10 protein-coding genes are annotated in these 12,204 nt (G+C 54.2%); 3 read left to right on the top strand and 7 right to left on the bottom strand.

What is annotated here, in order from left to right; genetic code table 11:
- Positions 1–3 precede the first annotated feature (3 nt).
- The gene (locus PSTEL_RS08875) at positions 4–1,356 is read left to right on the top strand and encodes an MATE family efflux transporter (protein ID WP_038694709.1); all 1,353 of its coding nucleotides are present in this window, start codon (positions 4–6) and stop codon (positions 1,354–1,356) included.
- 134 nt (positions 1,357–1,490) lie between these two features.
- Here PSTEL_RS08875 and PSTEL_RS08870 read toward each other — a convergent pair whose 3' ends face one another.
- The 7 genes from PSTEL_RS08870 to PSTEL_RS08840 form a co-directional block, all read right to left on the bottom strand.
- Positions 1,491–2,819 (bottom strand): amidohydrolase family protein, encoded by a 1,329-nt coding sequence (locus PSTEL_RS08870; RefSeq protein ID WP_038694708.1) that lies wholly within the window; start codon positions 2,817–2,819, stop codon positions 1,491–1,493.
- 151 nt (positions 2,820–2,970) lie between these two features.
- Positions 2,971–4,035 carry an ABC transporter substrate-binding protein gene (locus PSTEL_RS08865; protein ID WP_052098297.1) on the bottom strand — a complete coding sequence of 355 codons (1,065 nt, stop codon included), beginning with the start codon at positions 4,033–4,035 and terminating at the stop codon, positions 2,971–2,973.
- Positions 4,036–4,138: 103 nt separating this feature from the next.
- Entirely contained in the window at positions 4,139–5,431 is a 1,293-nt protein-coding gene (locus PSTEL_RS08860; protein WP_245625114.1) for an amidohydrolase family protein, read from the bottom strand.
- A 51-nt stretch (positions 5,432–5,482) separates the two neighbouring features.
- On the bottom strand, positions 5,483–6,358 hold the full coding sequence (locus tag PSTEL_RS08855; protein WP_084064879.1) for an ABC transporter permease: 876 nt from the start codon (positions 6,356–6,358) through the stop codon (positions 5,483–5,485).
- Positions 6,355–7,707 carry an FAD-binding oxidoreductase gene (locus PSTEL_RS26860; protein WP_038694706.1) on the bottom strand — a complete coding sequence of 451 codons (1,353 nt, stop codon included), beginning with the start codon at positions 7,705–7,707 and terminating at the stop codon, positions 6,355–6,357. Before PSTEL_RS26860 ends, PSTEL_RS08855 begins: the two co-directional genes overlap by 4 nt.
- A 20-nt stretch (positions 7,708–7,727) precedes the next feature.
- Complete coding sequence (locus tag PSTEL_RS08845; protein WP_052099188.1) at positions 7,728–8,465, bottom strand: ABC transporter ATP-binding protein; 738 nt, start codon at positions 8,463–8,465, stop codon at positions 7,728–7,730.
- 54 nt (positions 8,466–8,519) lie between these two features.
- Positions 8,520–9,323, bottom strand: a complete 804-nt coding sequence (locus PSTEL_RS08840; RefSeq protein WP_038694704.1) for a creatininase family protein — start codon at positions 9,321–9,323, stop codon at positions 8,520–8,522.
- A gap of 313 nt (positions 9,324–9,636) precedes the next feature.
- Between PSTEL_RS08840 and PSTEL_RS08835 the strand changes: the two genes are divergently transcribed.
- Both PSTEL_RS08835 and PSTEL_RS08830 read left to right on the top strand, forming a co-directional pair.
- Positions 9,637–10,416 carry a DeoR/GlpR family DNA-binding transcription regulator gene (locus PSTEL_RS08835; protein ID WP_038694703.1) on the top strand — a complete coding sequence of 260 codons (780 nt, stop codon included), beginning with the start codon at positions 9,637–9,639 and terminating at the stop codon, positions 10,414–10,416.
- 229 nt (positions 10,417–10,645) lie between these two features.
- On the top strand, positions 10,646–12,046 hold the full coding sequence (locus PSTEL_RS08830) for a SpoVR family protein (RefSeq protein WP_038694702.1): 1,401 nt from the start codon (positions 10,646–10,648) through the stop codon (positions 12,044–12,046).
- Positions 12,047–12,204: the final 158 nt, after the last annotated feature.

The following is a 12,204-nucleotide window of genomic DNA, read 5'->3' as shown; positions in this document are numbered from 1 at the left end:
CACATGGATGCAGAAAACCTCCATTACTTTGAGCAAGCGCCGGTCGCAAAAGCCGTAGCTCACTTCGCTGTCCCGATGATGCTGGGCATGTCAATGAGTGTCATATACTCCATCTTGAACGCCTATTTCCTTGGTACACTGGGCAATACGGTCATATTAACCGCACTTGCGCTTACCTTGCCGTTATTCGCGGTCATTATGGCGCTAGGCAACTTGATTGGCATGGGCAGCGGTACATTCATCTCCCGATTGATGGGTGAGAAGAAAAATGATGATGTCAAGCATGTGTCTTCATTTGCTTTTTACAGCAGCTTAATGATCGGTCTTATCGTGATGGCTGTCGGCCTCCCGTTGATCAATCCGATCGTTCATGGCCTGGGGGCAACGCCCGACTCCTTCGGTTTTACAAAAGATTATGTCACCGTTATGCTTATTGGTTCACCATTCGTTGTATTATGCTTCACGCTGGAGAATATCGTGCGCTCGGAGGGTGCGGCAATCGCGTCGATGACCGGTATGATTCTCAGTGTCGTCGTGAACATTATTCTCGATGCATTAGTCATCTTCGTCTTCCATTGGGGCGTGATCGGCGTTGCGTCTGCTACGGTCATTTCCAACCTGGTTGCGAGTGTATTCTATATTTTCCATATGGGATATAAGAGCCCATTCCTGACTGTCTCCTTTAAATGGTTCAAGGTTACCAAGGACATTCTGAGCAATGTATTCAAGATCGGAGTTCCCGTCTTTGTTATGAGTATCTTCATGGGTGCAATGTCACTCGTCTTCAACCATTTTCTCGTCGAATATGGGGATCAGGCTGTAGCGGCTTACGGAGTTTCTTCACGTTTAATGCAATTCCCTGAATTTATTCTGATGGGCTTGTGCGAGGGAGTCGTGCCGTTGATCGCCTTCTCTTTTACAGCTAACAAATTACGAATGAAGCATACCATCGGATTCACGATCAAAACGATTGCGGCGTTGGCAGTCTTGTTCGGCGTCATCGTCTATCTGACTTCCGACCAGTTAATGGGTTTATTTACGAATGACCCGCAATTGATTGAAATGGGCAGCTACATTCTGCATGTGACGTTCTTATCCCTGTTCATCTCAGGAATAACCGCGTTGTTCACGGGAATCTTCCAGGCAACAGCGCAGGGAACCGCAGCATTCATCATGTCGATTATTCAAGGAATCACTCTGATTCCCGTGTTGTATATTGCCAATCGAACGAATGGCTTCCACGGGGTGGTCTGGTCGCTCGTCATTGCGGAGGTCGTTTCATTCCTTGTTGGAGCCATCATGCTATATGCTCTGCGGACCAAATTGCAGCCGGATTTGGAGAGTTTGGTGCAGTAGGAATATAACTTATACAGAAAAGGCTATCCCAGGGGGACTATTGGAGATCCAAGCTCATCGTAATAGTAGGATGACTTCAAAAAAACCAAGGGACTAGGTGGTGTGTTTCCACCCCGTTCCTTGGTTTTTTGCGTTTACCTCACGGGCAGTACATTAGTCCATTCCTTACCAGCATTACCATAGGCTAGCTGGCTGGCTGCGATTTGCAAGGTGGTAACTGCGGGCTGCGTCTCCGCAATGAGGCGCCCGCCGCGGAACACGTAACGCGGTGCCGGCCGCTCTCGAATAAGATCGCCGACATCATCGGCATCAAATAGAAGGAACGATGCCGGAGCGCCTTCCCGCAATTCGCCGTTCATATAGCCATAAGACTCGTCAGCATTCATCGCCATCACCCCGCCTTCCGTTATCATACGGATCAGGCGGAGCTGATCCGCCCGTCCGCTCATATGTGCCAAATGTGCGGCCATATGCGCAGCGTCAAGCGGATTGCCAGTGCCGAGCGGATAAAAAGGAGTTCGAATGTCGTCATGAGCCAGCGCGACGTTGATGCCCGCTTCCATAAACTCTTTGATTCGCGTGATTCCTCTCCCCTTGGGATAAGCATCGTACCTCCCTTGTGTTACGCTGTTGATCAGCGGGCAGGCAATGATCGACAGGCCGGAGGCTGCAACCAGCCCGAGCACTTTTTGAAAATAGGGCTCGTTGTAATAAGCTGCCGCATTGGCGTGAGCGGCTGTTACGCGGCGGCCGAGACCCATGGAAAGTGCAAGGGACGCGCATACCTCCAAATACCGGGATGCCTCGTCGTCTGTCTCGTCGCAGAACACATGCATGTAAGCGCCGTGCGAATCCGCTAGCTCAAACGCCTTCTGCAACGACAGTACACCTTCTTCTCGCGTCCGCTCCAGGTGGGGAACGGCCGATATTCCGTCCGCCCCAAGCCGAAGTGCAACTTTCAATCGCTCCTCGTTCTCAGGACAAGCGACGATGCCGTCTTGGGGAAACGCCGTCACCTGGATATCGATATATGGACGATACTTCTCTTTGATCTCAAGCACGGCCTCCAGCGCTGTCAGATTCGGATCACCGATGTCAACCATCGTCCGTAAATGCTGTACACCATACCCCATATATAGCCCCAGCGTCCGCTCCGACCTCTCCAGAACGTCCTTCTTCGTGAGCGCCGCTTTGCGCGCAGACCAGATCCCAATCCCTTCGGCCAGTGTTCCGCTCTCATTCCAGACGGGACTGCCCGCTGTCAGCGCTGTATCCAGATGAACATGCGGCTCCGCGAACGGCGGAAGCATCAGCCTGCCTCCGGCGTCGAAGGTTTTCTTGGAGACAGCTTCTTCCAGGGCGCCCATCGCCGCGATCGTTCCGCCCATGACGGCGAGATCGAAGCACTCCTTACTGTCGGACTGTCGTACATTTCTGATGATCAAATCGTATGATTTCGCCATAATGTTCCCCCGTCGCTCATTGGATGCCTTGGTCGCTTTCACATATCATGCCTCACAGGCGCCTCGCCTCCGTCCCATCATTCACAATCAGGAGTGTTTGCAGAAGGATGAATACCGCAGCACTAGTGCCACCCCTTACAAATCTTCCTAATTATTTTACAGGCAGAAATTCGTTGGTATAAACGTCGTCAATCGGCTCCGCTTTTTTCAGAATACCGAGATCCACGAGCTGCTTCTGAAGCCCTTCCCAAATATCCTTACTCATGAAGCCTACACCGTTCGTCTCGGCATCGCCGCCAAAAATGAGCGGTTCTTCCGCCTTAGCGCCATATGCCATCGCTTCCAGCTTCAGATCGGGATTGGTCTCCTGCAACACCTTGTTAATCTCGTCGGAGTTATCCTTATAATAATTCCAGCCTTTGACAGACGCCTCGACGTATGCTTTAACAATGTCCGGATGCTTCTTAAGGTAGTCTTCGGTTGTGAACAGAATATTACCGTATTGCTTATATCCAAGATCGTAATTGAGGAAGTAATCGACGTCGACTCCTTGCTGCTGCATCGTATAAGGCTCGGATGTGACGTAAATTTGTGTGGCGGAATCCGGTTCGGCCACGAAGTTGGCGAGCGAGCCGGTATACTTCATCTCCTGCACCTGGTCGAGCTTGTAAGCCTTCTTCAAATACTCCCAGAATGCGGAACCGCTCCCCACGTACATCTTATGTCCGTTTAACTCCGACAAATCTTTTAACTTGCCTTTGTGGAACATAACGCCTTGCGGATTTTTCTGGAAAATGGCCGCTACCGCCACGAGCGGAATGCCGTTCTGACGTGCGAGAAGGATCTCGTCCGCCTGTCCCATCCCGAACTCCGCTTGGCCCGAAGCAACGATCTGTGTCGCTGAAACTCCCGGTCCTCCAGGCTGGATCGTCATGTCAAGGCCCGCATCCTTGTAATAGCCCTTGGCAAGCGCCGCGTATTGACCGCCATGCTCCGGCTGGGCGAACCAGTTGGTGACCTGGGTGATTTTGGTCAGCTCCGCGCCGGATGATGCCCCTGCAGCGGTTGATGCCCCTGGCGAAGATGATGCTCCTGCCGCAGATGATGTTTGTCCGTTGTTTCCCGAACTGCAAGCTGTTAAGACGAGAGAAATCGCGACGATCAGTGAGATCGCGCCAAATTTTACTTCCTTTCCTGCCAACCGTCGCATACGCATGTTCCTTCCTCCCTTATCCTTGTACAATTCTATATGTGTATCCGCTTGAATGGGGATAAGCACCGAATTTGTAATACAACTTGCCGCATGGCCTATCGATCGGTCAGGAGCGCTTAGCCCACTGCCGCTTGATCTGCGAAGCATGAATCCAACGGGATTTGTTGTATACCCACCGGGCGGCGGGCAGTTCCTGGAGCAATGACTCCCCTGAAGCGGCGTCTAGGACGACAAAGCCCGCCGGGAATCCCGGCCTAATTCCATAATTCGTAAGCCCAACGATGGCCGCTGGGGTATTTGTCAGCATGCTCAGCACCTTAGGAATATCCTCTTCCTTGGCCAGATGGGCCGCGTATGCGGTGATCAAGCCGATTTGCAGCATATCTCCGCGGCCGAACGGATGGAAAGGGTCCTGAATGTTATCGGATGCGGCCGCTAACGGGACGCCGGCTTCCGCCAGTTCCTTGATTCGCGTCACTCCGCGTCTGACGTTCCCGCTGTCTCCTCTCCCTTGCAGATACAGGTTAACCGCAGGCAGCGTCACCGCTCCAACACCCGCTTCCGCCATCTTGGCAATCAGCCGGTCTGCCTCCGGCTGCTCCATCGCAGACAACGAGCAGAGATGGCCGGCTGTCGCCTTGCCCGAATATCCGTTACGAACGATATGGTCGCAGTACGTGTCGATCGTCTTGACGGCCGGGTCGTCGGATTCGTCGATATGCAGATCGATCAACCGACCGAACCCAGCCGCCAGTTTGAATGCCCAACCGATGTTCTGCTCCGGATCAGGCGTCAGATGCGGAGCACCGCCTACTCCGTCGATGCCCATCCGGAGCGTCTCTTCGGCGAAAGCTGTCATTTCACCATCCTTTGCCGGATCGTAATAGAACATAGGGAAATATTGGATATCGACAAACGATCCGACCTCTTCCCTTGCTTCAAGGGCCGCCTCCACTGTCCGCATGGCCACCTCGCGCCCGAGATGCAGAGGCACGTCGAGATGGCTGCGAAGTGTCAAACTGCCGAAAGAAACCGATGCAAGCGCGGCTTTCACGATGCGAGCCTTGATCGTATCCTTGCTGAATGAAGCAGCCAATGACCGGTAGCCTTCAATCGCCTCCCGAAGCGTACCCGACTGGTTGCGGACATGCTCGATGGAATACGCCTTGTCCAGATGCATATGCGCGTCCACGAAGCCTGGGAGCGCGACCTTGCCTTGCAGGTCGAGAGCCGGAGCATCCGACAGTTCTTCCAGACCCGCGTCGCCTATCGGGATGTGGCCATCCGGTTCCGCCGGACCTTGCTGGGCCTCAACGGCGCTCCAGATTCCGCCTCGAACCGTTAGCTTGAACAAGCCTCCATCCTGCTCAAGGGGCAATCGAACGTTTATCAATTCCAAATCGGGTTCAGAACCCGGCATCGCCAGCACCTCGCTCTCGCTATTAACAGATTAGCCTTCCGAGCCCATCTCGGACTCATGCCAGGAACTGAGCATCCATTTCGAGAAGGCATTGACGATCAAGAAGAAGACGATGCCCACTAACGAGGCCGATATGCCGCATGCGAACAAGTAAGCAGTCTGCAGGCGTGACGCGGCCACGGTAATGGCGTATCCAAGACCTCCATTGCCTCCCCCTATACCGGCGATGTACTCCCCGACAATTGCGCCGACAACGGCGAGCGTGCAGGAAATTTTGAGTCCGGCCATGATGTACGGCAGTGCGGCCGGGAGACGGAGTCGGAACATCGTCTGCAAAGAGGACGAGTTATAAAGATAGAACAGGTTTTTCATGTTGTGATCGGTCGAATTGAGCCCGATAAGCGTGTTCGACAGCATCGGGAAGAAACCGATCAGGAAGGCGATGACGATGATCGCATTCATTCCGGCGCCGAACCAGATGACGATGATTGGAGCGATGGCGACGATGGGAATGGTCTGCAAAATGATGGCGTACGGATACACGCTGCGTTCAATCAGCTTCGAACTGGCGAGCACGATAGCGAATCCGACGCCAAGTATGACACTGAGCAGGAACCCGAGCACCGCCTCGCTGATCGTCGTATATACCGATACCCACAGATTAGAGGCATTCTCCGAAGCCGCCTGGATGATGTCGGAAGGCTTCGGCAGCAAATACGGTTTCACGTTCGCCAGCCGGCAGATCAGCTCCCACCCGCCAATGAACACGATGAAGGCGATAAGCGGTGGCACGACTCCTCTCGTCCACACAGGCGGCTTCACACTCGGCACGGCGGATGGCTTTTCCTCTATACGTCTCATCGGGACGGTCCCGGCTGTCGCTTCGTTCCCTGCCTTTTTCATCATTTGTCCCCCCTTGCCACTTCGGGAGCGGGAGCCTGCAGCTTGCCCGGATTGAGCAGCGAGCGCGGATCATTTGACCGCTTGGCCGCCAGCATTGCTTCGAGCTGGCCTCGTCCTCCCATCTCTAGCTTCCACGTATGCGGATCGTTAATGCTGACGCCAATCGACAGGAAGAAGTCGATGATCTCATACAGCCGCTCATGCGACTGATACCTGACAACCGGCAACCCCGCAGGAACGACAGTCCCCCCCGAACGGATGAACTCCAGATGCATCAGCACCTCGTCTCCGAACCTTGCTTTAATCTTGGCAATCTGACCCGGGAAATCGACTGGATGGAAGCCCGACTGCAAGTATGTGAGCGAAGGGTCCGTCTTTAGCGCCCACAGCGTCGTATGGTTCCAGGTGAAGTCGGACAGCCCTATCGTTCGGCGGTATTGATCCGGGGATATGACATATCCGATCCGGCCACCGGCTTCCGCAGCGTGAGCAGCGAGCGCTTCGCCGGTTCCCTCCTCCGTTTCCAGCAGACAGACGCTGTTCCCAGGCTCCAGATGCTTAAGAATTGGCTTGAAAAAGGAAGGGATCGGCCATTCGATCGGCGATACTAATCTTTTGCGGATCGAATCGTCGAGAGCAACGGCATGGGCGAACCGGTGGGCAGATTCAAAATCGTCGAATTGGGCGACGGTCTGACGCCACTCCGTCTTGGTCGTGACTGGTACGGTCAGCTCCGTCACAATACCGTTGGTTCCGTAGTTGTGAATATAGGCGAGCAGATCCGAGCCGCTGACAACCAGCCGTCTCGGCGTCTCTTCGAGCGTCAGGACCACGATCTCCAGCACGTTGCCGTCCCACAGATTCCCCCAAGTGATCGAACCGATACCGCCCGATCCTCCGCAGACGAAGCCGCCGACCGTTGCCTTCATAAATGTGCTCGGATAAATCCGCAGCTCCTGCCCCTGTTCGCGAAGCATTTTCTCCAGCGCCCCCAGGCGAACGCCTGCCTGCACGCGCACATGGCCTTCCGTCACCTCAAGCACCTGGTCGAGCTTGCTTAGGTCAAGCACGATGCCGCCTTCAAGCGGCACTGCCTGGCCATAATTGCCCGTACCCGCTCCACGCGTCGTAACTGGCACTTGGTGGCGGTATGCAAAGGCCAACACCTGAGCCACCTGTTCCTCCGATTCGGGTACGACGATGCCGTCGGCCCGCTTGTCACGCAGTAGCGGCTCCAGTACCGGAGAATACCAATAGTAGTCCTTTGACAGCTTCTCAAGCCGTTCGTCGCCAAGCAGCAATTTCTCTTCGCCGACCAGGTCGGTCATCTCCTTGATCCAGTCAACCGTCATCTGTCTACCTCCTCGATTTCTCAGTGCTTCAGCGCTTCGGATACCGTTCTGACAATCTGTCCGAATTCAGGTGAGGTGCGAAACGTCTCTTCTCGCGGAAAGGGAACCCTAACAGACTCGATTGCCGCCACCTTGCCCGGTCTCGGCGTCATAACGACGATCCGGGTGGACAGGAACACCGCTTCGAATACGTTATGGGTAATGAACAGCACCGTCATTTCCTTGTCCTTGCTCCATATATCAAGCAGCTCCCGCTGCAGTGTCTGTCTCGTAATCTCGTCCAGCGCTGCGAACGGTTCGTCCATCAGCAGCAGCTTCGGCTTGGATACGAGCGCCCTAGCGATCGAGGCCCTCATCTTCATCCCCCCCGACAACTGACGGGGCATCGACTTCGTATAATCCTTGAGCCCAACCAGCTCGAGCACTCTCTCAGCCTCCTGCCTGCGCTCCTTGCGGGAAGCACCACGAAGCGCCAGTGGCAGCCCGACATTATCGATAATCGACATCCATGGAAGCAGCGTATGCTCCTGGAAGACGAAGGCCGTATCGCTCTGCTTACGGGCCTGCTTCGGAGATGTACCCATGACATGAAGCGTGCCGTCCGTCGGACTGGATAAGCCTGTGATCATTTTGAAAATAGTCGATTTGCCGCAGCCGGAGGGGCCGACGAAGCAGAGGAATTCCCCTTCCGAAATCGATACGTTGACGTCCTGTACGGCAACCGTCCCATTTGGGTATACCTTGGACAAACGTTCCATCTTCACCCGTTCTTTTACGTCAGCAGACACTTCCACCGGGATCGCCTCACTTTCTTAATTTTTCAAGGAAGCCATATCGAAGTACGCAATCTCCAGGAGCGCTTTAGCCAACAAGACACCTGCCGCCTCCAGCATCGCCGCGCCTCTCTCCGGCGTAGCTTTGGTCGCATCGCCCGCGATGCCGCTTCGGGAAATGTCGCTCATTACCCAGGCGAATGACCGGGAACGGAAGGAGAAGGATGGGGACTGCGGGAAGTTCGGCAGCTCTCGTACGGCCAGCTCCGGATGCACCCAATCGGGACAGACGGCCATGACAAGCGATGTCTCCACATCGCCGGCATGTATGCCTCCCGCCTTCTCCTCTGCGTCCGTAAATGATTCGCTGTAACCAACTGATCCCGGATCAAGGCGGTAGACGGCCAATCCCGTTGCAATTCGCATCTCCCTCGCCGCCATGCCGAGCAGATCGGCATTTCCGCCATGGGTATTGACCAGGAGCAGCTTCTTGAAGCCGCTTCTGGCGAGCGAGGCGGCGATGTCCTGCAGGACCATAATGAGTGTCTGGGCAGACAGCGTAATCGTGCCTGGATGCTCCATATGCTCGGTGCTCTTTCCATAGGCAACCGAAGGCAAGAGCCAGATCGGCGCGCCATCGGGGAGATGTTTGAACGCTTCGGCCATCATCGCTTCACCAAGGAGCGTATCGGTATATACAGGCATATGAGCGCCATGCTGCTCAACGGCTCCGACCGGCAAGACGATCAGCACGTCATCTTTCGGTAATTCCGCTATCTCTTTCGTCGTCAGACGGGGAAGAAAATGCAGATTGTACGCTTTACCTTCATATCTAAAACTCATGCAGCTCAGCTCCCATCGTTTATGTAATATTATCTGACACGCACATTTCGTTTCGACCGCCAAAACCATCAAAATCACGATGTCAATACTTTTTGTCACGGTTTTTGCAATATTTCATTACTCAATCGTGTCAATAAACTGAACTTAAGCCTATTTATATCACATAAACGAAAGCTTGTATAGATCAAATTCACATAATTCGAACAAAAATTAACATAAAATATAACAAGATGCTGACAAGCAGATCTCTTCAGAGCTATAATGAAAAAAATGCCTTATTTTCAGGCGCATCTATAAAGGGAGGATTCACCTTATGCTCATGGGAACGCGCCGCCATGAAATCATGAAAATACTGGACGAACGGCCCCAGGTTACGATCATTGAGCTTGCGGAGAAGTTCAACGTCTCCCAAATGACCATTCGCCGCGACCTCGACCTGCTCCAATCGGAAGGCAAAATCAAGCGTTCTCATGGCGGGGCGGTCAAGGTTCAACGGTTCATGGGCTCCAACTACACTCAGCGCGCAAGCGAGCACCAGGCAGAGAAGCATTCAATCGCTAAGGAAGCAATCAAGCACATACGAGACGGAATGAGCATCATCCTGGATGCGGGGACGACGGTTGCCGCTATGGTGGAGGAACTAGAGTCCTTTCGAGGGCTAAAAATCATTACGCGGGATTTGCATACCGCCCTGCTGCTCTCGAATGAGGAGCGCTTCGGCAGTTTCGATGTCTACTGTACGGGCGGACGGCTCAGCAAATGGGCCGGAAGCCTGGACGGCTTTTACACGGAGAAAATGCTCGGCTCGCTGACGGTAGATGTCGCGTTCCTGACATGCGAAGCCGTCTCGCACGCCAAAGGCGCAATGGCCTGGTCGCCCGTCCTTGTCGGTGCCCGCCAGTCTGCGATGAACGCCGCCGGGAAAAGCATACTGCTGGCCGACTCTACGAAGTTCAGCTACAATTCGCTCGCCATCATCGCCAGCCTCGACAAATTCGACGAAATCGTGACCGATAGCCGTCTCGACGAGGATGAGGCTGCCGTCTACCGTGACGCCGGTTATCCACTCACCGTCGTATCCGGCAACGCCTGATAGGCACCATCGTTACCGTATGAGCCGCCGCCGTTTAGGGGGCGGCTTTCATGCGTCTAATGATTGACATACGATGCAGCTAGCAATCGACTGTCAGGGAACATTGGGCGTCTTCGCGCTATCTTCTTGCTATTTTTGATTATCTCCCCCGAGGCAAAATCCCCCCGCCTCCGGCATATACATCTGGTAAGCCGCTTAAGACACAGCCGGAAAGGAGATGGGCTCATTCATGCCCAGCGATGAAATACAGGCGCTCGAACGGGCGATAGCCGAGATCACCGAGATTGCCAAAGGATTCGGCCTCGATTTCTACCCTATGCGCTACGAAATTTGCCCCGCCGACATTATCTACACCTTCGGCGCGTACGGCATGCCGACGCGCTTCGGCCATTGGAGCTTCGGGAAGACTTTTCATAAAATGAAATCCCAGTATGATTTCGGGCTCAGTAAAATCTATGAGCTGGTGATTAACTCCAATCCGTGCTACGCCTTTCTGCTCGATGGAAATTCGCTCGTCCAGAACAAACTGATCGTCGCCCACGTGCTCGCTCACTGCGATTTCTTCAAGAACAATGCCCGCTTCTCCCAGACGAACCGCGATATGGTCGAGAGCATGTCGGCCACGGCCGACCGGATCGCCGAGTATTCCGTCAGGTACGGCATGGATACGGTGGAGAGCTTCATCGATGCCGTGCTGTCCATCCAGGAGCATATCGACCCCAGCCTGATCCAGCAAGCCCGGCCTGTCAAGAGCTACTATGAACGGGAGCGTCAGAACGAGCAGAGCGGGAAGAAGCGCATTGAACCTAAGCCCGGTCCTTTCGACGATCTCTGGGGGATCGGCCAGGACGATCCGGCCGCCAAGCCGAAGCCGGCGACGCAGCCGGGTGGATACAAAGCTTTTCCGCCTGAGCCGGAGAAGGATGTCGTCTGGTTCATCCAGCAGTATTCCAACTGCCTCGAAGACTGGCAGCGCGACATCATGACGATGCTGCGGGACGAAATGCTCTATTTCTGGCCGCAGATGGAGACGAAGATCATGAATGAAGGCTGGGCTTCGTACTGGCATCAGCGCATTATGCGCGAGCTGGACCTTACTCCCGAGGAGACGATCGAGTTCGCGAAGCTGAACTCTTCTGTCGTGCAGCCTTCCCGCCAGAGCCTGAACCCTTATTACCTCGGCCTCAAGATTCTGGAGGATATCGAGCGCCGCTGGGACCGGGAGAAGCTGTTCGAGGTCCGGGAGCTGGATTCGGATATTTCATTCATTCGCAGCTATATGACCAAGGAGCTTGTTGAGGATCTCGACCTCTACGTCTTCGAGAAGAAAGGTCCGGAATGGAAGATCACCGACAAAGCCTGGGAGAATGTCCGGGACCAGCTGGTCCAGGCCCGCATCAACGGCGGTTCCCCATACCTAGTCGTTAAGGATGGCGACTTCGAGCGTAATGGAGAACTCTACATCGCACACGGTTATGAAGGGATCGAGCTGGATCTGAAGTATCTGGAGCGCACGCTCCCGCATATCTTCACGCTGTGGGGCAAGACCGTTCATCTGGAGACGGTGGTGGAAGACAAGAAGGCGCTGTTCTCCTATGACGGTAAAAAGGTGCTCAGGAAGTTTCTGTGACGCCAAAAAATCCTATGAGACCCCTGTCTCATAGGATTTTTCATACCCTTTTTATATCACAATGTATATTGTTATTCCTAATCTTAATGTCTAACGGACCCGGCACCATTACACCGTCAATTACCGAGAACGCATAGGATATTGTCGAAAAAAAGACC

This window comes from Paenibacillus stellifer (assembly GCF_000758685.1).
In the GTDB taxonomy this organism is placed as follows: Bacteria; Bacillota; Bacilli; order Paenibacillales; family Paenibacillaceae; genus Paenibacillus_AQ; species Paenibacillus_AQ stellifer.
The sequence above is the reverse complement of the archived record's forward strand: the minus strand, read 5'-3'. Positions and strand labels throughout refer to the sequence as shown.

What these genes read in the sequence shown, in the direction of transcription:
- PSTEL_RS08835 (WP_038694703.1), top strand. Translation starts at nt 9,637, where the DNA reads ATGCTCATGGGAACGCGCCGCCATGAAATCATGAAAATACTGGACGAA.
- PSTEL_RS08830 (WP_038694702.1), top strand. Translation starts at nt 10,646, where the DNA reads ATGCCCAGCGATGAAATACAGGCGCTCGAACGGGCGATAGCCGAGATC.
- PSTEL_RS08870 (WP_038694708.1), bottom strand. Translation starts at nt 2,819, where the DNA reads ATGGCGAAATCATACGATTTGATCATCAGAAATGTACGACAGTCCGAC.
- PSTEL_RS26860 (WP_038694706.1), bottom strand. Translation starts at nt 7,707, where the DNA reads ATGACGGTTGACTGGATCAAGGAGATGACCGACCTGGTCGGCGAAGAG.
- PSTEL_RS08845 (WP_052099188.1), bottom strand. Translation starts at nt 8,465, where the DNA reads ATGGAACGTTTGTCCAAGGTATACCCAAATGGGACGGTTGCCGTACAG.
- PSTEL_RS08840 (WP_038694704.1), bottom strand. Translation starts at nt 9,323, where the DNA reads ATGAGTTTTAGATATGAAGGTAAAGCGTACAATCTGCATTTTCTTCCC.
- PSTEL_RS08875 (WP_038694709.1), top strand. Translation starts at nt 4, where the DNA reads ATGGATGCAGAAAACCTCCATTACTTTGAGCAAGCGCCGGTCGCAAAA.
- PSTEL_RS08855 (WP_084064879.1), bottom strand. Translation starts at nt 6,358, where the DNA reads ATGATGAAAAAGGCAGGGAACGAAGCGACAGCCGGGACCGTCCCGATG.
- PSTEL_RS08865 (WP_052098297.1), bottom strand. Translation starts at nt 4,035, where the DNA reads ATGCGTATGCGACGGTTGGCAGGAAAGGAAGTAAAATTTGGCGCGATC.